Annotated in this window: 22 protein-coding genes; 9 read left to right on the top strand and 13 right to left on the bottom strand. The window is 60.9% G+C overall.

All coding sequences use genetic code 11. The features are described 5' to 3' along the window. Positions 1–34 precede the first annotated feature (34 nt). The 8 genes from ACJ8IN_RS12590 to pilM all read right to left on the bottom strand — a co-directional run bounded on the left by ACJ8IN_RS12590 (position 35) and on the right by pilM (position 6,735). A complete protein-coding gene (locus ACJ8IN_RS12590; RefSeq protein ID WP_033636298.1) occupies positions 35–1,045 on the bottom strand; it encodes an SPOR domain-containing protein in 1,011 nt (336 codons plus the stop codon). Positions 1,046–1,201: 156 nt separating this feature from the next. Then, the gene (aroB, locus tag ACJ8IN_RS12585) at positions 1,202–2,302 is read right to left on the bottom strand and encodes a 3-dehydroquinate synthase (protein ID WP_033636299.1); all 1,101 of its coding nucleotides are present in this window, start codon (positions 2,300–2,302) and stop codon (positions 1,202–1,204) included. Between the two features lie 106 nt (positions 2,303–2,408). Then, the gene (gene aroK / locus ACJ8IN_RS12580) at positions 2,409–2,930 is read right to left on the bottom strand and encodes a shikimate kinase AroK (RefSeq protein WP_004391482.1); all 522 of its coding nucleotides are present in this window, start codon (positions 2,928–2,930) and stop codon (positions 2,409–2,411) included. 349 nt (positions 2,931–3,279) lie between these two features. Next, a complete protein-coding gene (gene hofQ, locus ACJ8IN_RS12575; protein ID WP_442519499.1) occupies positions 3,280–4,524 on the bottom strand; it encodes a DNA uptake porin HofQ in 1,245 nt (414 codons plus the stop codon). Next, a complete protein-coding gene (locus ACJ8IN_RS12570) occupies positions 4,521–4,883 on the bottom strand; it encodes a HofP DNA utilization family protein (RefSeq protein WP_039569179.1) in 363 nt (120 codons plus the stop codon). Before ACJ8IN_RS12570 ends, hofQ begins: the two co-directional genes overlap by 4 nt. Further along, the gene (locus ACJ8IN_RS12565; RefSeq protein WP_039569176.1) at positions 4,876–5,370 is read right to left on the bottom strand and encodes a hypothetical protein; all 495 of its coding nucleotides are present in this window, start codon (positions 5,368–5,370) and stop codon (positions 4,876–4,878) included. The genes ACJ8IN_RS12570 and ACJ8IN_RS12565 overlap by 8 nt, the downstream gene beginning before the upstream one ends. Then, complete coding sequence (locus ACJ8IN_RS12560) at positions 5,363–5,902, bottom strand: PilN domain-containing protein (RefSeq protein WP_060428662.1); 540 nt, start codon at positions 5,900–5,902, stop codon at positions 5,363–5,365. Before ACJ8IN_RS12560 ends, ACJ8IN_RS12565 begins: the two co-directional genes overlap by 8 nt. Beyond that, positions 5,902–6,735, bottom strand: coding sequence for a type IV pilus biogenesis protein PilM (gene pilM, locus ACJ8IN_RS12555; RefSeq protein WP_047570245.1), 834 nt, complete (start codon positions 6,733–6,735; stop codon positions 5,902–5,904). Before pilM ends, ACJ8IN_RS12560 begins: the two co-directional genes overlap by 1 nt. 121 nt (positions 6,736–6,856) lie before the next feature. Between pilM and mrcA the strand changes: the two genes are divergently transcribed. Beyond that, positions 6,857–9,415, top strand: coding sequence for a peptidoglycan glycosyltransferase/peptidoglycan DD-transpeptidase MrcA (mrcA, locus tag ACJ8IN_RS12550; RefSeq protein WP_033654851.1), 2,559 nt, complete (start codon positions 6,857–6,859; stop codon positions 9,413–9,415). A 51-nt stretch (positions 9,416–9,466) separates the two neighbouring features. On the opposite strand, the gene nudE is transcribed toward mrcA, so the two are convergent. Beyond that, positions 9,467–10,021: an ADP compounds hydrolase NudE gene (nudE, locus tag ACJ8IN_RS12545; protein ID WP_033636306.1), complete on the bottom strand. Its 555-nt coding sequence runs from the start codon at positions 10,019–10,021 to the stop codon at positions 9,467–9,469. A gap of 444 nt (positions 10,022–10,465) precedes the next feature. Here nudE and ACJ8IN_RS12540 point away from each other — a divergent pair, with 444 nt between their 5' ends. From ACJ8IN_RS12540 to ACJ8IN_RS12510, 7 genes are all read left to right on the top strand, one after another. Then, positions 10,466–12,601, top strand: a complete 2,136-nt coding sequence (locus tag ACJ8IN_RS12540; RefSeq protein ID WP_308326092.1) for an intracellular growth attenuator family protein — start codon at positions 10,466–10,468, stop codon at positions 12,599–12,601. 98 nt (positions 12,602–12,699) lie between these two features. Next, positions 12,700–13,380 carry a GMP/IMP nucleotidase gene (gene yrfG, locus ACJ8IN_RS12535; protein WP_047570242.1) on the top strand — a complete coding sequence of 227 codons (681 nt, stop codon included), beginning with the start codon at positions 12,700–12,702 and terminating at the stop codon, positions 13,378–13,380. Further along, positions 13,377–13,784, top strand: coding sequence for a ribosome-associated heat shock protein Hsp15 (hslR, locus tag ACJ8IN_RS12530; RefSeq protein ID WP_033636309.1), 408 nt, complete (start codon positions 13,377–13,379; stop codon positions 13,782–13,784). The genes yrfG and hslR overlap by 4 nt, the downstream gene beginning before the upstream one ends. A gap of 25 nt (positions 13,785–13,809) precedes the next feature. Then, complete coding sequence (hslO, locus tag ACJ8IN_RS12525; protein ID WP_033636310.1) at positions 13,810–14,688, top strand: Hsp33 family molecular chaperone HslO; 879 nt, start codon at positions 13,810–13,812, stop codon at positions 14,686–14,688. Positions 14,689–14,883: 195 nt separating this feature from the next. Next, on the top strand, positions 14,884–16,503 hold the full coding sequence (gene pckA / locus ACJ8IN_RS12520) for a phosphoenolpyruvate carboxykinase (ATP) (RefSeq protein WP_015379308.1): 1,620 nt from the start codon (positions 14,884–14,886) through the stop codon (positions 16,501–16,503). Between the two features lie 126 nt (positions 16,504–16,629). Then, positions 16,630–16,893: a FitA-like ribbon-helix-helix domain-containing protein gene (locus ACJ8IN_RS12515; protein WP_004930730.1), complete on the top strand. Its 264-nt coding sequence runs from the start codon at positions 16,630–16,632 to the stop codon at positions 16,891–16,893. Beyond that, a complete protein-coding gene (locus ACJ8IN_RS12510; RefSeq protein WP_047570238.1) occupies positions 16,890–17,369 on the top strand; it encodes a type II toxin-antitoxin system VapC family toxin in 480 nt (159 codons plus the stop codon). Before ACJ8IN_RS12515 ends, ACJ8IN_RS12510 begins: the two co-directional genes overlap by 4 nt. A 34-nt stretch (positions 17,370–17,403) precedes the next feature. Here ACJ8IN_RS12510 and envZ read toward each other — a convergent pair whose 3' ends face one another. From envZ to cbpA, 4 genes are all read right to left on the bottom strand, one after another. Continuing rightward, positions 17,404–18,774: a two-component system sensor histidine kinase EnvZ gene (gene envZ / locus ACJ8IN_RS12505; RefSeq protein ID WP_033636312.1), complete on the bottom strand. Its 1,371-nt coding sequence runs from the start codon at positions 18,772–18,774 to the stop codon at positions 17,404–17,406. Continuing rightward, entirely contained in the window at positions 18,771–19,490 is a 720-nt protein-coding gene (ompR, locus tag ACJ8IN_RS12500; protein WP_004709363.1) for an osmolarity response regulator transcription factor OmpR, read from the bottom strand. Before ompR ends, envZ begins: the two co-directional genes overlap by 4 nt. 257 nt (positions 19,491–19,747) lie before the next feature. Further along, a complete protein-coding gene (locus ACJ8IN_RS12495; protein WP_033636313.1) occupies positions 19,748–20,053 on the bottom strand; it encodes a chaperone modulator CbpM in 306 nt (101 codons plus the stop codon). A gap of 5 nt (positions 20,054–20,058) precedes the next feature. Beyond that, entirely contained in the window at positions 20,059–21,021 is a 963-nt protein-coding gene (gene cbpA, locus ACJ8IN_RS12490) for a curved DNA-binding protein (RefSeq protein ID WP_033636314.1), read from the bottom strand. A gap of 230 nt (positions 21,022–21,251) precedes the next feature. Between cbpA and greB the strand changes: the two genes are divergently transcribed. Further along, positions 21,252–21,725, top strand: coding sequence for a transcription elongation factor GreB (gene greB, locus ACJ8IN_RS12485; RefSeq protein WP_033636315.1), 474 nt, complete (start codon positions 21,252–21,254; stop codon positions 21,723–21,725). Positions 21,726–21,831 lie beyond the last annotated feature (106 nt).

Here is a 21,831-nt window from a genome sequence, read left to right as displayed (position 1 = left end):
TCAGACAGCACATCAGCGCACAAATTTAAATGATTTATTTTTTAAGATCTTGCTGCACTTGGTGTACAGGTCGGACCCACGGTTTTTTCGCCTGCACATCCGCCGGCAACGAAGCAATGGCGCGCTTCGCTTCTGCGGAAGACGCATAGTTGCCGCTTACCAGCACGTACCACGGTTTGCCGTCACGCTTGGTGGCGTACACCAGGTAGTTCTGCAGCTTCTGCTGTTTGGCGTAGGCGTTCAGCGTATCGGAACGCGAAGCGCTGCTCAGCTGCAAGGTATAGTGGCTGCCTGGCGCAGACTGCAGCGAACTGCCGCTGCTGGCGACCGCTCCCGCTTTCGCGGTGGAAGACGGCTTGGCCGGCGGCGTATACACCGTGGTCGGTGATTTATGCTGCGTCGCGCTCGGCTTGGCGGCGGTTTTCGCCGGCGTTTTATGCTGTTGCTGCGCGGTGCCCTGCACAGGGCGAGTCGTTTCGCGCGCCGCGGCGCCGCTCATCACCGTCGCCGGTGCGGTCGGCAGCGTCGAGGCTGCGCCGGTCATGCCCTGGGTCGCGGCATCCACCTGCCCTTGCTGCTGCGACAGCGCATCCGCCATGTTGCCAGGCAGATCGACGCGCTGCTGCGCACCGCCCTGCTGAGGCTGAGTTTGCGCTTCGGTCGGCGTGCCGGAGATCGGCGGAACGCTGACGTTCTGCGGTTGCTGCGGCTGAGTCGCGCTCACGCCGTTGTTGTCATGGGTATCCGTGGTGCCGCCCGGCACGCCGTTATTGGCGGTAGTCAGCGACGAAGAACCGGACAGGTTGATATCGCGGGCCGCGCCGTTTTGCGCGCCGCTATCCTGAGCCGCTTCATGCTTGGTCGGCGCCTTCAAGGCGGAACCGATGCCGATAATCAGCAGCAACAGCACCAAAATGCCGATGCCGATCATCAAATGCTGGCGCGAAACGGCGAAGCGCGGCGCGGCGGCCGGCTTGCGCGAACGCGTAGGACGACGATCGCTGCTATCAGGTCTGAGATCGTCTTCCGGTTTAAACTCGTCCATCTGAAACCCTCCAACTAGAGGCAAAAGCCCACCACCGTAGACCTACCGTGGCACGGGCAGATTAACCCGATGATGGCAAAGCGACACCCGTCGTGCTCTGCTCACTGTATTAATATAGATGCAAATGGCGGCTAAGCCACTGTTACTTAGTCCGATTTAATTACGCTGCTGCTCAGGCAGGCAGGCGGCGATCGACGCCAACACCAGCTCATGCCCTACGCCGCCGCGCACTTCCGCCGCACCTATCGCGGTCGGCAGCACCAGACGCAGTTCACCCGCCAGCACTTTCTTGTCGCGCAGCATGTGCGGCAGATAGGATTCCGGCGTCATTTCCTGCGGCCCGCAGACCGGCAAGCCGGCGCGCAGCAGCAGCGCTTTGATGCGTTCGATATCTTCAACCGAGAACTGGCCGAGACGGCGCGCGGTTTCCGCCGCCATCACCATGCCCGCAGCCACCGCTTCGCCGTGCAGCCATACGCCGTAGCCCATTTCGGCTTCGATGGCGTGGCCGTAAGTATGGCCCAGATTCAGCAAGGCGCGCAGGCCGCTTTCGCGTTCGTCGGCGGCCACGACCTCGGCCTTCAGCTCGCAGCAGCGGCGGATACAGTACGCCAACGCCTGCATATCCAGCGCCATCAGCGCATCGATGTTGTTTTCCAACCAGACGAAGAACTCGCGATCGAGGATGATCCCGTATTTGATGACTTCAGCCAGGCCGGAAGAGAGTTCACGCGTCGGCAACGTTTTCAGGCAATCCAGATCAACCACCACCGAAGCGGGTTGATAGAAAGCGCCGATCATATTTTTGCCGAGCGGGTGGTTGACGGCGGTTTTGCCGCCTACGGAGGAGTCCACCTGCGACAACAGCGTGGTGGGAACCTGAATAAAGCGCACGCCGCGTTGATAGCACGCGGCGGCGAAGCCGGTCAGATCGCCGACCACGCCCCCGCCGAGGGCGATCAGCGTGGTATCGCGCCCGTGCGGTTTTTCAAGCAGCGCCGAAAACACCTGCTCCAACACCGCCAGAGATTTGTACTGCTCACCATCGGGAAGGATCACCTGATCCACCACGACGCCCCCCTGCTCCAGCACCTGCCGGACACGCTCCAGATAAAGCGGCGCCAGGGTCTGGTTGGTGACCAACATCGCTTGCTCACCCGCCTTCAACGGCATAAAAGAAGCCGGATCGTTAAACAATCCGGCGGCGATGGTAATCGGGTAGCTGCGCTCCCCAAGCGTTACAGTAATTCTCTCCATGTCGCGCTCAGTTCTCTGTATGGTGCGGCGGTGGTTGATCCCCGCAACCGCGGGGAACACAAATCAGTTTTCCGCATTGGCCGACGGCGAACGCGAAAATCGGCAATCAGTTGCTTTCCAGCATGTTGATGATCTGGTTGGCAACCACTTTAGCGCTCTGATCGTCGGTGCGGATGGTGACATCGGCAATCTCTTCATACAACGGATTGCGCTCTTTCGCCAAGGCTTCCAGCACTTCACGCGGCGGAGAATCAACCTGCAGCAGCGGGCGTTTTTTATCACGCTGGGTACGAGCCAGCTGCTTCTCGATCGTGGTTTCCAGATAGACCACCACGCCGCGCGCGGACAGACGGTTGCGCGTTTCGCGCGACTTCACCGAACCGCCGCCGGTCGCCAACACAATCCCTTGTTTTTCCGTCAGTTCATTAATGACTTTTTCTTCACGATCGCGGAAACCTTCTTCCCCTTCCACGTCGAATACCCAGCCCACGTCAGCTCCGGTACGTCGCTCAATTTCTTGATCGGAGTCGAAGAACTCCATATTGAGTTGCTGAGCTAACTGACGGCCAATAGTGCTTTTGCCGGCACCCATAGGCCCAACCAGAAAGATATTGCGTTTCTCTGCCATGTTTTTCGGTATTACTAAGACAATTCGTTAATGTTAACCCGCCCCGCCAATCAAATCAGCGGCGGGACCTAAACTGAAACCTCATGAGCGATAGTGCGAGATCAGACGAAAAATTATCTCAACACTCTTGGTAGTTTGGCAACCGAATAAATCGCAATCCACGCCGCGGGAGGGAAACCATATGTTTTTAACGGCGTCTTGACGCTAACAAAAAACCTCGGTGCTCAATTCGGTAACCCTTGTAAGCTAAATCGGCCGCAGCGTCAAACGCAGATCCCCCCAAGGGGATAAAAAAGTGTATCTGCTCATCAACTTTAGGAGATTTGCCGCCCGGCCGACAGGCAGCCGCTTATCCCTTAATCAGGGTCGGCGTAATGAAGATCACCAGCTCGCGTTTTTTCTGTTGCGCGCCGCTTTGCCGGAACAAGCCCCCCAGCAGTGGTGCATCGCCCAATCCCGGCACCTTGTCCGCCGTCTTGCCGCTATGCCGTTGAAAAATGCCACCGAGCACCAGGGTTTCGCCGTTTTTCACCGTGATCTGCGTCTTAATCTCCTGTTTATCGATGGTCAGCGCTTCCCCCGCGCCCCGGCTGATGGCGCGCCCCGGCATATTTTGGCTGATGTGCAGCGTCAGCGTGATGCGTCCGTCCGGCAACACCTTGGGCGTCACCTCCATGCCCAGCACCGCCTCTTTGAACTCGATCGCGGTCGCACCGCTGGCGCCGCTCGACACTTCGTAAGGGATCTCGGTTCCCTGTTTGATACTGGCGGTTTGCAGATGCGCCGTCAGCAGGCGCGGGCTGGCGATGATCTCCACCTGATTCTCCTGCTCCAGCGCCGTCAGTTCGAGGCTTAGCAAACGCCCGCTGATGCGCGCCAGGTGGAAACCGGCGTTCACCGCGCTGCGCTCCAGCGGCAGGTTGACGCCGAGATTGCCCGGCCGCAGCGGCCGCGTCGGCCTGTCGTCGGGCGCCAATCCCCAACGCACGCCGAGTTCACGCAGGCTTTCGCTGTTGATGGTCACGATATGCGCCGCCAGCTGCACCTGTGCCAGCGGCGCGTCCATTTCCGTCACCCGTTTTTTCAACTGCGCCAGGATTGGCGCGGTGTCGCGCAGCAGCAGCGTATTGGTGCGCTTATCCGCCAGCACGCTGCCACGCTCGCTGAGCAAGGTGCCGCGTTGGTCATTGAGGCTTTCGGCAATCTCCGCCGCATCGCCGTTTTGTAACGTCAGGGTGAGGCTGTGCAGCGGTTGCCGCTGCGCCAGCGCTTCTCGCTGCTGTTTTTTTTCCTGCGCGTCCGGCTCCGGGGCGATCAGCATCACGCCCCCCTCCCGCGTCATCGTCAGCTTGCCCATACGCAGAGTCAGCGCCAGCGCCTGAGGCCAGGGCACATTCTCCAGCCGCAGCGTCAGGTTGCCGCTCGCGCCGGGCGCGGCGATCAGGTTCATCTGCCGATAATCCGCCAGCGCCTGCAGGATGACCGTCACCGGCGCATCCTGAAACTCCAGGGAAACCTGCTGTTTATCCTGCGCCTGCGCGGCGCCGAGCGCCAGGCACCACAGCGCCACGCCCAATCCAGCGCGTCCTTTCATGGTTTGCCATCCTTGTTGTTGTCCATCATGAGCGAGATGTCGCCCTGGCTCGCCGGGCAATCCGGTTCGGCCGCCAGCGCCGTTAACGTCAGGCTGCGCGCCTGCACCTGCGTCACCTGCCAGCGCTCGGCCAGCACCCGCTGCTGCGGCCGCAGGCGTAGCCATTGCCCCGCCGGCGTCACCACCCAGCCATAGCGCAGCGCCGGGTGCCCGATGACGCCTTTCAGTCGCCAGCCCGCCGGCGATGCCTCCGTTTGGGCACAAGCAGGCAGCGGAGGCGGCGCAAACGGATCGCGCGGCTCAGCGCATAAGGCCCACGGCCATAGCAGCCACCACCAACGGCCAGGTCTTTTACTCATCGGCCTGCTCCTCGGCGGCATCCTGTAAAACCAACCGCGCCGTCATGCCCTGCGGCGGTGTCTCCACGCTCAGCTGCTGGAGGCGCAAATCGGCGGGCAGCGCCTCCAGCAGCACCAGCAAACCGGCGTAGTCAATGCGCAAGCTCAGCGTTTGCCGCGGCGGTTTTTCCTGCCGCTGCCAGCGCAACAGGGCGCCCCCCGCTCGTTGCAGCACGCTCGCCAGATCGCCGGTGGCGATCGGCGCAAGCGGCGCCGCAGGGATAGCGGTTTGCGGCACCTCGTCCAGTTGGCGTTGCACCATAGCGATCTGTTGCAACAGGCGCTGTTGCCGCTCCGCCGCGCTTTCCCGCTGACGCCATTCGTCTTGCAGCATCCAGCCGCCGCCCAACAGCGCCAACGCGCCGATGCCCAGCCCTTGCGCCACCAGCAATAGCCAACCCGGCAAGCTCAGCCAGAAGCGCAGCCCGGATGACAAACGGCTATCCATCACGCCCCCAGCGCGCCGCCAGGTGAAAGGAGTACAGGCCGTCTTCGCGTTGCGCCACCTCCGCCAAACGCAGCCGTGGCAACGCAGGCATCCCCGCCAGCCGTCGTTCGAACTGCGTGATGGCCGCAGGAGAGCGGCTCAATCCACGCAGCCGCAGGCCGTTCACCGCATCGCTGTCCAGCGCCGTGAGCCACAGCAGGGGAGGAACGCTGGAGGATAATTGCTGCAGCAGCTGCAAATAACGCCGGTTATGTTGGGCGTTGCTCGCCTGCCGTTCGGCGCGGACGCTGTGCAGCGCTCGCTGCGCCCGCTCTTGCTGCTGCTGGCGGACGAGCAACGTCAATGCCGCCAAATCTTCACCCAGCATCGCCAGCCGCGCCTGCCGCTGCGCCTGTTGATGCCGCAGCTGGCCGGCGATCAGGAACAGTGCCAACAGCAGCGCCGCTACCTGCAACAGCAGCACGCCCAGCCAGAAATAGCCGCGCCGCCGCTCGCGGCGCTGGCGCCAGGGCAGAAAGTTGACCTGATACATCAGCGATCCTCCTCGCGCAGCGCCAGACCACCGGCCAACGCGAACGCCGAAGGATGCGCAGGCAACGGCGGACGCAGCTGCGTGAAGGCGCTGAGCGGCGACCAACCAAGGCAACCGGCGGGCAAGGCTCCCGCCAGCACGCCGCCGGCATAGACCGGCCGATCGTCGCCCACCGGCATCTGGGCTTGCAGCGCCCGCAGCGCCTGCGCGTCATCGTCGCCCGGCGCCAGACCAAAAGCGAACGCGCCGTCGGCCGGCGCCACCCACAGCCATTCTCGTTCGAGACGGTGCATCAGCCCCGCAGCGGGCGGCACGCCTGCCGCCGTCGCCATCATCCGCAGCGCACAGGGGGTGATATCGACCGCTTGCGGATGCAGGCCAGCCTGACGCAGACAATGCAGCCACTGCTGCAGCTCCTGCCGCCGCGCAGCGGTCAACAGCAGCGCCGCCTCATCCGCCGGCGCGGCGCGATAGTCGAGCACCAGCGTCTGGCCGTCGAGCGGGAACTGCTTCAAACCGTGGCCACCGATATAGTCGCTGCGTTCCGGCTCGCGCAGCCGCGCGTCCGGCTTCGTCATGCGCTGCTGCAACACGCGCTGCGCCGGCAGAGCAATGCGTAAGGAAATATGTCGCGGCAGCTGGACGCGCCATTGCCGCAGCGCCCGGACCAGGAATTCGGAAGGTTCCAGGCAGCCATCGCGCAAAACCGCCTGCGGCAGCGCCTGCTGCCACCAGTGGCGCAACTGCCAGCCGTTGCGGCGGCGTTGGGCCGCCACCGCCCGCACGCAGTCGATTTGTATATCCAGCCCTACCTGCCATGCTTGAGGGAACATGTTTCGCAAGCCTCCATAACATCAGATGATAAAAGAACATATCCATGTCGCAGGCTTGCCTTTATACTACCGCGCGGTTGTTTATAAACTGCCCAAATGACTTAGAAATGGGAAATCTCAGGTGAAGTTCGTAAAGTATTTTCTAATCCTTGCAGTATGTTGCATCGTGCTGGGAGCAGCCTCGATTTTTGGCTTGTACAAATATGTCGAGCCACAGCTGCCCGACGTCGCAACGCTGAAAGATGTGCGGCTGCAGATACCGATGCAGGTCTACAGCGCCGATGGCGAACTGATCGCCCAATACGGCGAGAAGCGCCGCATTCCGCTGAAACTGGATCAAATTCCGCCGGTGATGGTGCACGCATTCATCGCCACCGAAGACAGCCGCTTCTATGATCACCACGGCGTCGATCCGGTCGGCATCTTCCGCGCCGCCTCCATCGCGCTGGTCTCCGGCCACGCTTCACAGGGGGCCAGTACCATTACCCAACAGCTGGCGCGTAACTTCTTCTTAAGCCCGGAACGCACCCTGATGCGTAAAATCAAGGAAGCTTTCCTGGCGGTGCGCATCGAGCAGATGCTCACCAAAGATGAAATCCTTGAGCTGTATCTGAACAAGATCTATCTGGGTTACCGCGCCTACGGCGTGGGTGCCGCCGCGCAGGTCTATTTCGGCAAAGACGTCAGCCAGCTGACCCTGAGCGAAATGGCGACCATCGCCGGCCTGCCGAAAGCGCCGTCCACCTTCAACCCGCTCTATTCGCACGATCGCGCCGTTGCCCGTCGCAACGTGGTGCTGTCGCGCATGCTGGACGAACACTACATCACGCAGGCGCAGTACGATCAGGCGCGTTCTGAAGATCTGGTCGCCAATTACCATGCGCCGGAAATCAGCTTCTCCGCGCCGTATCTCTCCGAGATGGTGCGTCAAGAGATGATCAAGCGCTACGGTGAAAACGCCTATACCGACGGTTACAAGGTTTACACCACCGTCACCAAACGGCTGCAGCTGGCGGCGCAGGAGTCGGTGCGCAACAACGTGCTGGCCTATGACATGCGCCACGGCTATCGCGGCCCGTCCAACGTGTTGTGGAAAGTCGGCGAAGCGGCCTGGGATCGCAAACAGATTGTCGACTCGCTGAAAAACCTGCCGAACTACGGCCCGCTGGCGCCGGCGGTAATCACCGCCGCCAACCCGCAGGAAGCGACGGCGATGCTGGCCGACGGCAGCAGCATTGCCCTGCCGATGGCGACCATGCGCTGGGCGCGGCCATATCGCTCAGACACTCAGCAAGGCCCAACGCCGAAACGCGTCACCGACGTGGTACAGGCCGGCCAGCAGGTGTGGGTGCGCAAAGTGAACGACGCCTGGTGGCTGTCGCAGGTGCCGGACGTCAACTCGGCGCTGGTCTCGATCAACCCGAACGACGGCGCGGTGAAAGCGCTGGTCGGCGGCTTCGATTTCAACCAGAGCAAATTCAACCGCGTCACGCAGGCACTGCGCCAGGTAGGTTCGAACATCAAACCGTTCCTGTACACCGCCGCGATGGATAAAGGCCTGACGCTGGCCACCATCCTGAACGACTTGCCGATCACCCGTTGGGATGCCGGCGCCGGCACCGACTGGCGGCCGAAGAACTCGCCGCCGACTTACGACGGCCCGATTCGTCTGCGGCAGGGGCTGGGGCAATCGAAGAACGTGGTGATGGTGCGCGCGATGCGCGCGATGGGCGTCGACTACGCGGCGGAATATCTGCAGCGCTTCGGCTTCCCGGCGCAGAATATCGTGCATACCGAATCGCTGGCGCTGGGTTCCGCCTCCTTCACCCCGATGCAGCTGGTGCGCGGCTACGCGGTGCTGGCGAACGGCGGTTACCTGGTCGATCCGTACTTCATCACCAAAATTGAAGATGACAACGGCAATACGGTGTTCGAAGCCAAACCGAAAGTGGTGTGCAGCAGTTGCAACCTGCCGGTGATCTACGGCGACACCCACCGCTCGGCGGTGCTGTCCGACGACAACATCGAAAACGTCGCCACCTCGCAGGAAGGCAACAACAGCACGGTGCCGATGCCGCAGCTGGAGCAGGTTACCCCGGCTCAGGTACAGCAGGACGGCGACCAACAGTATGCGCCGCACGTCATCAGCACACAGCTGGCCTTCCTGATCCACGACGCGCTGAACAGCAACATCTTCGGCGAACCGGGTTGGATGGGTACCGCCTGGCGCGCCGGGCGCGATCTGAAGCGTCATGACATCGGCGGCAAAACCGGTACCACCAACAGTTCCAAAGACGCCTGGTTCTCCGGCTATGGCCCGGATACCGTGACCTCGGTGTGGATCGGTTTCGACGATCACCGCCGCGATCTGGGCCGGTCGACGGTATCCGGCGCCATCCCGGATCAAATTTCCGGCGGCGAAGGCGGTGCCAAGAGCGCCCAGCCGGCGTGGGACGACTTCATGAAGACCGCGCTGGAAGGCATCCCGGAGCAAAAAGTCACGCCGCCGCCTGGCATCATCAGCGTCACCATCGACAAGAGCAGCGGCAAGCTCTCTGGCGGCGGCGGCGGCAGCCGTTCCGAGTACTTCATCGAAGGAACTCAGCCGACGGACTACCCATCGCGCGATACCGGCACCACGTTGACCGATCCGGGCGGTGAAAGCCACGAGCTGTTCTGATCGAAAAGGGCCAGAGAAATCTGGCCCTTTTTTTGTTCGGCGCGAAGCGTATCAGCGCGAAGCGCGCAAAAACGCCTCGGAGAGGAACAGCGCGCTGACGTTGCGCGCCTCACGGAAATCCGGTTCCGCCAGCAGCGCCATCATGTTGGCGATCGGCCAGCGCACCTGCGGCAGGGGCTCCGGCTCATCCCCTTCCAGGCTCTGCGGATAGAGATCGTGCGCCAGCACGATATTCATTTTGCTGGAAAAGTAGGATGGCGCCATCGTCAGCTTGCTGAGAAAATCAAAGCGCTTCGCGCCGAATCCCACCTCTTCCATCAGCTCGCGGTTGGCCGCCTCCAGCACGCCCTCACCGGGATCAATCAGCCCTTTCGGGAACCCCAGCTCATAGGATTCGGTGCCCACCGCATATTCGCGGATCAGCAGCAGATCATCGCCAATCACCGGCACGATCATTACCGCTTCGCGATCCGAAGGCCGCATGCGCTCATACACCCGCCGAACCCCGTTGCTGAATTCCAAATCGACCGACTCGACGTTGAACAAACGCGAACGCGCGACGGTTTCCACTTTCAGAATTTTAGGTTTTTGCAGGTGTTTATCCATGATTGCCTCAAAAAGGTTACCCAGACGGGGACGGGGCAACCGAAATAATGATTGGCGTAACGCACGGCTCGTAGGCGCTCAAACGCTGACCAAATTCGATCCTGATCACATTGTGCGTTAAGGGCAAGCTCCGCCGCAACGCGCATGAGCAGTAATTTACTTTCTTTTAACAAGCGTAGCCAGCGGCCGGCGATTTTCCGTACTGATTCAGCAAACAGCGTGCAAGAAAATAGGATAATGCCGATATCGACGGCAGAGGCCGGTTGCTAGTATCACGCAGGCAAGAATCAGTGATAAAATGGCCTTGCGTCATGAAGGAATGAGATCCAGAGCGAGAATCTGTTTGTTCCCTCATTAGTTCTGGGTGCCTCCTGGCGGTTTACTCCGTATAATATTCAGCTTTTCATCAGGTTGGCGAAATTCACGGTGTGAGATGGGGATTGCATGAGCACAATAGTGTTGATATTGGCCTTAGTGCTTGTCTGCCTGATTGCCGCTGGCCTGTACCTGTGGTTCAAGGCGCGCAACCCGTCGGCGCTGGCGCACGCGCTGCCGTTTATCAAACCAGCCCACCGCAAGCTGACCGACGAAGAGCGCGCCGCGGTCGAGTTCTATCTCAATCAGCAAAACAAGCTGAGCAACAAGCTGTTGCCCGGCGGCGGCGCTACCTTGCCCGCAGCCAAACTGGCGCTCACCCCGCAAAGCGATAACGTTTATCCCGTCACGCACGCCATCACCCGCTATGGGCTGGCCAGCGACGATCCCAATAAATGGCGCTATTACCTCGACGCTGAAGAGGTGCATCTGCCGCCGTTCTGGGAGCCCTATATCACCGCCGACAACCATGTGGAAGTGATCAGAACCCAGACGCTGCCGCTGGTGATTTCGCTCAACGGGCATTCGCTGAAAGATCATATTCACGACCGGCCGCAGCCGCCGGTGGTGACCGCCGCGCCGACCAAAAACGCGTCCATCCGCAAGGAAGAGAGCGAGCATGTCGAGCTGGTCAATATTCGCAAGGAAACGCCGGAAGAGCATGCGCTGAACCGGCCGAACGGCATCCGTGAAGCCGTCATCATCTCCGTTGCGCTGCTGCTGCTGTTCTTCAGCCTGATAAGCCCGGTACTGGTGATCCCCTGGATGATTTTCGTGGCGGTGCTGATGATCGCCTGGGGATGCTGGAATCTGTTCCGTCGCCCGGCCTCACGCGAGCTGAAGGAGATCCACTGTCTGCGCGGCACGCCGAAGCGCTGGGGCCTGTTCGGCGAATCCGGCCAGGGGCAGATCAGCAACATTTCGCTCGGCATCATCGATCTTATCTACCCGCCGCATTGGCAGCCTTACCTGACGCAGGACCTGGGCAAGACCACCGACGTGGACGTCTACCTCAATCGGCAGGTGGTGCGCCAGGGGCGCTTCCTCTCGCTGCATGACGAAGTGAAGAACTTCCCGCTGCAGCAGTGGGGCCGCAACGCGGTGCTGGTCGCCAGCTCGGCGCTGGTGCTGCTGTTGCTGCTGATCTATATCCCGCTCAACCTGCCGCTGACCCTCAGCATGGCCTGGCTGCAGGGCGCGCAAAAAGTGGAAGTGACCAGCGTACAGGCGCTGGAGGCCACGCCGCTGCGCATCGGCGACACGCTGAAAGTGCGCGGCAGCGGCATGTGCTATGTGCCGCCGCCGGCCAACGGTGGCGGCGCCGCCAATTTCGCGCCGTTCGACTGCTCCGGCATTTATTGGAACAACGCCGCCCCGCTGCCGCAGCCGGAATCGGAAGTCATAGACAAAGCGACGGCCCTGCTGACTACGGTCAACAGCCAGCTGCATCCGAGCGGCGCCGATCAGAAGGTCAACCCGCAGTTGGCCAGCGCCATCGAGAAATCCGGCATGATCCTGTTGGATGACTTCTCTGATATCGTTCTGAAAACACAGGATTTGTGTCAGGCAGAAAATGACTGCGTGCGGTTGAAAAACGCCCTGGTCAACCTGGGTAACGCCAAAAACTGGAGCGGTTTGGTGAAACGCGCCAGGTCCGGCGCGCTGCAAGGCGTCAACGTGCTGCTGCGCCCGGTGAGTGCCGAATCGCTGGACAGCCTGACCAAAGTGGCCACGTCGTCGTTCATCTTCAATGAAACGCGTCTGGCCGCCGCGGCGCTCAACAGCCCGCCGCCGGGCGGTTTCCTGATCCGCAGCGACGAAGGCCGCCAACTGGTCAGCCACCCGCAATCCTCGGCGCCGCAGAGCGAATACAACGCCCTCGACCAGTGGAATGAGCTGCAGCGCCTTTCCACCCTGCTGCTGCATACCCCGTTCCAGGCGCAGGGGGTGATCACCAGCCTCAGCGTCGACGCCAACGGCACCCGCCACGTGGCGCTGCACAGCGAACCGGACATGATCACCCTGTGGCGCTACCTCGGCACCAGCCTGCTGTTGCTGGCGGTGGTCATCAGCCTGGGCTATAACGCCTGGCGGCTGGTGCAGCGTCGGCGCATCAATCAGCACCGCGTCGCCGATATCCAGCGTTACTACGACAGCTGCTTCAATCCGCAGCTCAATCCGATGTCGATGCGGCCGATAGCCTGAACCTGGCGTCGGGGCCTCCGCCCTGTCATCTGCTTATGCTACGCTAACGCTATTATTCTCATCCGCGGACCGCCCGTCGGTTCGCCCGTGGAGTTTTTATGGTTCCCGAGTTTGATTGGCCGCAGATCGATACCGTGCTGCTGGATATGGACGGCACCTTGCTGGATCTGGAGTTCGACAGCCACTTTTGGCTCAGCCTGGTGCCGCAGGCGCTGAGCGAAAGGCGCACCATTCCGTTCGACGAAGCCCGCAATATCATTGAGCGGGAATATCAGGCGGTGCAGCACACCATGAACTGGTATTGCTTCGATTACTGGAGCGAGCGGTTGGATCTGGATATCTACCGCATGACCAGCGAAGTGGGCAGCCGCGCCCGGCTGCGCGAAGACACCGAGCCATTTTTACGGGCGCTGCGCGACGCCGGCCTGCAAACCATCTTGCTGACCAATGCGCATCCGCACAGCCTGGCGGTGAAAATCGAGCATACCGGCCTCGATCGGCACCTTGATTTATTGTTTTCCACCCACACATTTGGTTATCCGAAAGAAGATCAGCGTCTGTGGCAGGCGGTGCAGCAGCACACCGGATTCAATCCGCAGCGCACGCTGTTCGTCGACGACGGCGAGCCGATCCTCGACGCGGCGCGCGCTTTCGGCATTCGTTACTGCCTGGGCGTGCAAAACCCGGACTCCAGCACGGCGGAAAAAAGCTTCCAGCGCCATCCGTCGATGCGCGACTATCGCCTGCTGATACCGGCGCTGGCCAAGGGGGAAGCATGAAGGAAAAAGCGACGCGCGACGACGCGGTCCGGCTGGACAAGTGGCTGTGGGCCGCACGCTTCTACAAGACCCGCGCGCTGGCGCGCGAAATGATCGACGGCGGCAAGGTGCATTACAACGGCCAGCGCGGCAAGCCGAGCAAGATTGTCGAACTCAACGCCGAGCTCAAGCTGCGGCAGGGCAACGAAGAACGAACCGTGATCGTGCTGGCGCTGAGCAGCCAACGCCGCGGCGCCGGCGAGGCGCAGCAAATGTATCAGGAAACCGAAGCCAGCATCGCCAACCGCGAAAAAATGGCGCTGGCGCGCAAGATGAACGCGTTGACCATGCCGCATCCGGACCGCCGTCCGGACAAAAAGGAGCGGCGCGACCTGATGAAATTTAAATTTGGTGAGCCGGAATAACCCCTCACCGCAATGAGAGAAGATTATGTCCAACCATGACCAATTGCACCGTTACCTGTTTGAAAACTACGCGGTGCGCGGCGAGCTGGTTACCGTCAGCGAAACCTATCAGCAGATCCTGAATAATCACGACTACCCGGCGCCGGTGCAAAAGCTGCTGGGCGAGCTGCTGGTCGCCACCAGTCTGCTGACCGCGACCCTGAAGTTCGACGGCGACATCACCGTGCAGCTGCAGGGCGACGGCCCGCTGAAGCTGGCGGTGATCAACGGCAACAACCGCCAGGAGATGCGCGGCGTTGCGCGCACCCAGGCGCCTATCGCCGACGACAGCACCCTGCATCAGATGATCGGCAACGGTGTCATGGTCATCACCATTTCCCCGACGGAAGGCGAGCGCTATCAGGGCGTGGTCGGCCTGGAAGGTGAAACCCTGGCCGAGTGCCTGGAAGCCTACTTCCGCCAGTCCGAACAGCTGCCAACCCGCCTGTTCATCCGCACCGGCGAAGCGGAAGGCCACGCCGCGGCGGCCGGTATGCTGCTGCAGGTGCTGCCGGCGCAGGACGGCAACCTCGATGATTTCGATCATCTGGTGCAACTGACCAACACGGTAAAAAGCGAAGAGCTGTTCGGCCTGCCGGCCAACGAAGTGCTGTACCGCCTGTATCACCAGGAAGAAGTCACCCTGTACGAACCGCAGGACGTGCAGTTCCGTTGCACCTGTTCACGCCAGCGTTGCGCCGACGCACTGCTGACCCTGCCGACCGACGAAGTGGCGGACATGCTGGAGCAGGACGGCAATATCGACATGCACTGCGACTACTGTGGCAGCCACTATGTCTTTGACCCGGTTGATGTTGCCGCCTTGTATGCGGGTAATACCGGCGAAAGCGACAGGTTGCACTAAGTTATACCTCCTTCGGCGGGCGCGCCCGGCGCCCGCCAACGCCCGCCGTTTGCACGTTTGCTTTTTTCCGTGTGCTATCTCTCAGATCGTAACGAAATACCGCCTAAAACGTTAAATATTTGATACCCATCGCTGTTACGCACCGTTAGATCCCTACAATTGCCGCCAGAAATTCTGTGACCAAGGAGTAGTAACATGCGCGTTAAAGGTATAACCCCTCAGGATCTGGCCGCTTACGGCATTCACGACGTTAGCGAAATCGTTCACAACCCGAGCTATGAACTGCTGTTTAAGGAAGAAACAGACCCATCTCTGGAAGGTTTTGAGCGTGGGGTAGTCACCAAGCTGGGTGCCGTCTCCGTCGATACCGGCATCTTCACCGGCCGCTCGCCGAAAGACAAATACATCGTCCGCGACGACATCACCCGCGATACCGTGTGGTGGGCCGATCAGGGCAAAGGCAAAAACGACAACAAACCCCTCAGCCCGGAAGTGTGGGCCGATCTGAAACACCTGGTCACCGAACAGCTTTCCGGCAAGCGCCTGTTCGTGGTGGATACCTTCTGCGGCGCCAACGCCGACTCGCGCCTGAAAGTGCGCTTCATCACCGAGGTGGCCTGGCAGGCGCACTTCGTGAAAAACATGTTCATCCGCCCGAGCGACGAAGAGCTGGCTGACTTCGAGCCGGACTTCGTGGTGATGAACGGCGCCAAATGCACCAACCCGAACTGGCAGCAGCAAGGCTTGAACTCGGAGAACTTCGTCGCCTTCAACCTGACCGAGCGCATGCAGCTGATCGGCGGCACCTGGTACGGCGGCGAAATGAAGAAAGGCATGTTCTCGATGATGAACTACCTGCTGCCGCTGAAAGGCATCGCCTCGATGCACTGCTCGGCCAACGTGGGCGAGAAAGGCGACGTGGCGGTGTTCTTCGGCCTGTCCGGCACCGGCAAAACCACCCTCTCCACCGATCCTAAGCGTCAGCTGATCGGCGATGACGAGCACGGCTGGGACGACGACGGCGTGTTCAACTTCGAAGGCGGCTGCTACGCCAAGACCATCAAGCTGTCTGAAGAAGCCGAGCCGGACATCTACCACGCCATCAAACGCGACGCGCTGCTGGAAAACGTCACCGTGCTGGCCGACGGCAGCATCGACTTCAACGACGGTTCGAAAACCGAGAACACCCGCGTTTCTTACCCGATCTACCATATCCAGAACATCGTCAAGCCGGTGTCCAAGGCGGGTCACGCCACCAAGGTGATCTTCCTGACCGCCGACGCTTTCGGCGTGCTGCCGCCGGTATCGCGTCTGACCGCCAACCAGACTCAGTACCACTTCCTGTCCGGCTTCACCGCCAAGCTGGCCGGCACCGAGCGCGGCGTCACCGAACCGACGCCAACCTTCTCCGCCTGCTTCGGCGCCGCGTTCCTGTCGCTGCACCCGACGCAGTACGCCGAAGTGCTGGTGAAACGCATGCAGGCCGCCGGCGCCCAGGCTTACCTGGTCAACACCGGCTGGAACGGTACCGGCAAGCGCATCTCGATCAAAGATACGCGCGGCATCATCGACGCCATCCTGAGCGGTGAAATCGACAAGGCGGAAACCGTCACCCTGCCGATCTTCGATCTGGCAATGCCGACCGCGCTGCCGGGCGTGAACCCGGAGATCCTCGATCCGCGCAATACCTACGCCAGCCTCGAGCAGTGGCAGGAAAAAGCGCAGGATCTGGCCGAGCGCTTCATCACCAACTTCGACAAATACACCGACACGCCTGCGGGCGCCGCGCTGGTCAGCGCCGGCCCTAAGCTGTAATTCGGTAGCGTTACCTCTTCAGCTAAGGCGCGGATCCCGCGCCTTTTTTTATTTTCAGCGATTGCTTTTTAACCAGCAAGGCGAGAAAATAAGTCAATGCAATCATTGATAGCAAAGGAGGTTTCAATGGCTACTATCACCGTCAGAAATCTGGACGACGAAATCAAAGAGCTGCTGCGTATTTCAGCGGCGAAAAACGGCCATTCCATGGAAGAGGAAGCGCGCATGATCCTGAAACAGGCGCTGGTGAAAAAGCCGCCGCGCTATGGATTGGGTACCTGGATGCATCAGCACTTCGCCGAATTTGGCGGCGTTGAACTGGAGATCCCACCGCGTGACGCCGTGCCACCACGCATCGTCACCTTTGATGATGAAGATGACAACGCATGATCATTCTCGACACCAACGTCATTTCAGAAACGCTGCGCCCCAGCCCGTACTACAACGTCATTAACTGGCTAAATGAAAAGGACAATGACGATCTCTATCTGAGCGCCATTGTCCTGGCCGAACTGTTCAGCGGCGTCACCTGCATGCCTGACGGCAAGCGCCAGCGGGATCTCAAGCTCAAATTGGCGGACGCTCTTGAATTGAAGTTCGAGGGGCAGATATTGCCGTTTGATGGGCTGTGCGCGATGCAATACGCGGAATTGACGGCAAGGAATCGGCTTCTGGGTAAAGCGATGAGCGTGCCGGATGCCCAAATCGCCGCCACCTGCCTGCATTACGGCGCCGCTCTGGCTACCCGCAATACCAAAGACTTCCTCCACTGCGGCATCGAGTTAATCGATCCGTGGCAGGCGCCGACCGGCCGTCGGTTGCATGAGGATGCGGCGGAATACTACGTGATGAGCAGGAAGTCCTGACGGGGCCGCAACGACGCGGCCCGCGCCAAGCGCGTCAGGCGTTTTCCCTGGCGGTTTGATGGCCGTTGGCCGACTCTTTTTTCTCCATCGGCAACGGAATATACGCGCGGATCAAGAGCCCGCCGCGTTCGCTGGTGCCGATTTCCAACTCACCGTCGTGCGCATCGATAATACGCTGCACGATCGCCAGCCCCAGACCGGTGCCGCTGGTGCTGCGCGCGCTGTCACCGCGGACGAACGGCTGCAGCAGGTGCTTCAACTCTTCCGGCTTGATGCCCGGGCCGTCGTCTTCCACCTGGAACCAGCCGCGCTGCAGCTCGCGGCCGCTGCTCACCTTGATCCAGCCGTTGCCGTAACGCGCAGCGTTCACCACCATGTTCACCGCCGCCCTCTTAATCGACAGCGGGTGCACGTTCATCATCAGCTCACCCGGCGACAGCGCGGTTTCAATCACCCGCTCATAGCCGCTTTCCGCCGCGACCACCTCGCCCAAAATGGCGTTCAGATCGCTGCTTTCGGTCGGCATCTCCTGCCCGGTGCGCAGATAATCGATGAACTGCTCGATGATGGCGTTGCACTCTTCGATGTCTTTATTGATCGACTCGGCCAGATAGCCGTCTTCGGCGCTCATCATCTCCGTCGCCAGCCGGATGCGCGTCAACGGCGTGCGCAGATCGTGGCTGACCCCGGCCATCAGCAAGGTGCGGTCATCCGCCAGCTGCTTGACGCCCGACGCCATCTGATTGAATGCGCGAGTCACCGACCGCACTTCGGAAGCGCCATACTCGCGCAGCGGCGGCGGAATAATCCCCTTGCCCACCTGTAGCGCCGCATGTTCCAGCTCCACCAGCGGGCGGTTTTGAATGCGGATAAACAGCCAGGCGCCGCCGATCGCCAGCAGCATGATCGCCAGCGTATAGCGGAACAGCGGAGAGAAGTCGCCCTGGTGGATTTCCGTCAGCGGCACGCGCACCCAGATATCGGGCTGCAGCCAGGTTTTCAGCCACACCACCGGGGAGTTCTTGTTCACCTCCACCCGCACATCGGTCGGCCCGCCGAGCTGCTGCGCCATCTGCTGGCTGAGGAACTGGTAGTGCTGCGCCCAGCGCAGGCCGCTCTCCTCCGCCGCCGAGTTGGTGTAGAGAGAGATGCCCAGTTCGCGGTAAATCTCGCGGCGGAACGCCGGCGGCACTTCCAGCAGCGTGCCGTCCTCCAGCTGCAGCCGATCGGTCATCAGCATACGCACTTCGTAGGCCAATACCTTGTTGAACTGCTGCAGGCTGGGCAGGATGGCGAAGTTCAGCACCACCAGATAGGTCGTCACCAGGCTGACGAACAGCAGGGTGACGATCAACAACAGGGTTCGGGCAAACGAGCTACGCGGTGAAAAGCGCAATCGCCTCATGCCTTGCTGCCGTCCGGGACGAACACGTAGCCGAGACCCCAAACGGTCTGGATATAACGCGGATGCGCCGGATCTTCTTCCACCATGCGGCGCAGGCGAGAGATCTGCACGTCGATGGAGCGCTCCATGGCGCTGTATTCGCGGCCACGCGCCAGGTTCATCAGCTTATCGCGCGACAGCGGTTCACGCGGGTGGCTGACCAGCGCCTTCAGTACCGCGAACTCGCCGCTGGTCAACGGCATCGGTTCGTCTTCGCGGAACATCTCGCGGGTGCCGAGGTTCAGTTTGAATTTACCGAACGCGATCACCGCTTCTTCCTGCGAAGGCGCGCCCGGCAGCTCGTTAGCCTGGCGGCGCAGCACCGCACGAATGCGAGCCAACAGCTCACGCGGGTTGAACGGTTTAGGAATGTAGTCATCGGCGCCGATTTCCAGCCCGACGATGCGATCGACCTCTTCACCTTTGGCGGTGACCATAATGATCGGCATCGGGTTGCTCTGGCTGCGCAGGCGGCGGCAGATGGACAGGCCGTCTTCGCCCGGCAACATCAGATCGAGCACCATCAAATGGAAGGATTCACGGGTCAGCAAGCGATCCATTTGCTCAGCGTTGGCAACGCTGCGAACCTGGAAGCCCTGCTCGGTTAAATAACGTTCCAAAAGTGCGCGCAGGCGCATGTCATCATCGACAACCAGGATCTTATGATTCTCTTGCATGGTATTACTCCCAAAGGCTTTATTGCCTGACTCGAATATTGTTAGAAAACCTTGCCATTTGAGACAGCGTTTAATGGTATGTATTCTAGACGAAATTGTTACAAAGCTTATTCTTTTCCCCATTTATCAACAATTTTCAGTGAATGTCGACGGGGGTTCGTCAAAATATCGCCCTTTATCAGCGCAATGTGGGGCCGCGGCCCAATTTTACGCAATTTCGCCACCGGCAAACCGCACGGTGGCGTTTTGACGGCGAGTCAGGAAGTCTGCAGGAAACGCGCCAGCTGCCGGCGCAGCTGCCGGTTCTCTTGCTGCAGCGCCTCAACTCGATCGAGCAACGTCAGCGCCATGGCGATCCCCGGCCAATCCAGATCCAGCTCGGCCCGCAGCCTGCGCGCACGCTGCAGATGACTCAGCGCCGGGTAGTCGAACTCCCAGCTCGGCTGCGCCGGCTCCAGCGGCACGATCACGCCCAGGCCAACGATCTCGACCAGCTCATCCTCTGAAATCTCCACCCGTTGACACAGTTCCACCACGGTGAAAGTGATCTCTTTCTTCATCATGTGCTTTACTCCCATTCCGCGCGCGGGTTGAACGCCGCCTGTTCAGCCAGTTCTCGCCACAGGGCACTGGCCTTCTCGTTCGGCTTCGGCGGCATCACCACCTTGAGAATGACATACAGGTCACCGGGCTCTTTCTTGCCCGCCAGCCCCTTGCCCTTGACCCGCAGCCGTTTGCCGCTCTGGCTACCGGCCGGCACGGTCAACGCGATTTTGCCGGTCAGCGTCGGCACCTCAATGCTGGCGCCGAGCGCCGCCTCCCAAGGGGCGAGAGGTGCCACGATGCTCAGGTTGTGGCCGTCGATCTCAAACAGCGGGTGCGGCGCGAGGCGGATGACCAGATACAGATCGCCGTTCTGGCCGCCGCCCACGCCGGCCACGCCCTGCCCCTTGAGGCGAATGCGCTCGCCGTCGCCCACCCCGGCCGGGATTTTCACGTTCAGCGTTTTGCTGGCTTCGCTCACCTGCCGCCCCAGCTCGTCGTACACCGGCAGCTTGTAGGAGATCTCGCGGCTTTGGCCATGCAGCGTTTCCTCGAGGAACAGCGGCACCTCCATCTCCAGATCCTGGCCGCGGAAGCCATGCCCGCCGTGCGAATGCGAAGCGGAGCGATGCCCGCCCGCCGCACGCCCGCCGAACATGCTTTCGAAGAAATCGGAGAAGTCTTGCGCGTCGGCGCCGCCGCCGTGCCATGAAGCGCTCTGCTGATAGCCGCCGCGATCGCCGCGCGCCTGGCGGCCAAAATTCGGATCGTTGCGGTGCAGCCGGATCTGATCGTACTCGGCGCGGCGCTCTTCGTCCTTCAGCACCTCATAGGCTTCGGCCAGCTCCTTGAATTTGCTCTCGGCGTCTTCTTCGGTGCTCACGTCAGGGTGATATTTACGCGCCAGCCGGCGGTAGGCCGTTTTGATGGTTTTCAGATCGGCGTTGGGCTCAACGCCCATCGTTGCGTAGTAATCTTTAAATTCCATGCGGTAATACCTTCAATGTGTTGGGTTGTGCGCCAAAATTCCTTGTCTCTCTCGCCAGATATCCTCCTTTCGTCACATTCCTTTTCCGCTATCGCTAAGCATACTCCCGATTGTTAAAAGCTGCGCAAACTGAATAACAACCGTGCGGCAACGCGCAGGCCCGTGCGCCATTTCTAAAGCCCCCCGCATTCACGTACACTGTGGCGGTGGCCCCATAAAGATAAATCACCATGAGAACTCAACTGATAACCCGTGAAGGGTATGACAAGCTCAAGCAAGAGCTGGATTACCTCTGGCGTGAAGAACGCCCCGAGGTGACCAAGAAAGTGACCTGGGCCGCCAGCCTGGGCGACAGAAGCGAAAATGCCGACTACCAGTACAACAAGAAGCGGCTGCGCGAGATCGACCGCCGCGTCCGCTATCTGACCAAATGCCTGGAGCAATTGAAGATCGTCGATTACTCCCCGCAGCAGGAAGGCAAGGTGTTCTTCGGCGCCTGGGTGGAGGTGGAGAACGACGACGGCGAGACCAAACGCTTTCGCATCGTCGGTTACGACGAGATCTTCGGCCGCAAGGATTACATCTCCATCGACGCGCCGATGGCGCGCGCCCTGCTGAAAAAAGAGGTCGGCGACGTCGCCACCGTCAATACGCCGCTGGGCGAGGCGCAGTGGTACGTTAACGAGATAGACTACCCGAAGTAAGCTTTCAGCTTTTTCCGAACCGCCGCCAACGCCGCCGCCTGCGCAGTTCTCCACGCGGCGGCCGCGCGGCGGCGGCCCGCTCCACTGGCATTTTCCCCGATCAATC

This window comes from Serratia sp. CY31944, from assembly GCF_052169175.1.
GTDB classification, from domain to species: domain Bacteria; phylum Pseudomonadota; class Gammaproteobacteria; order Enterobacterales; family Enterobacteriaceae; genus Serratia; species Serratia sarumanii.
The sequence above is the reverse complement of the archived record's forward strand: the minus strand, read 5'-3'. Positions and strand labels throughout refer to the sequence as shown.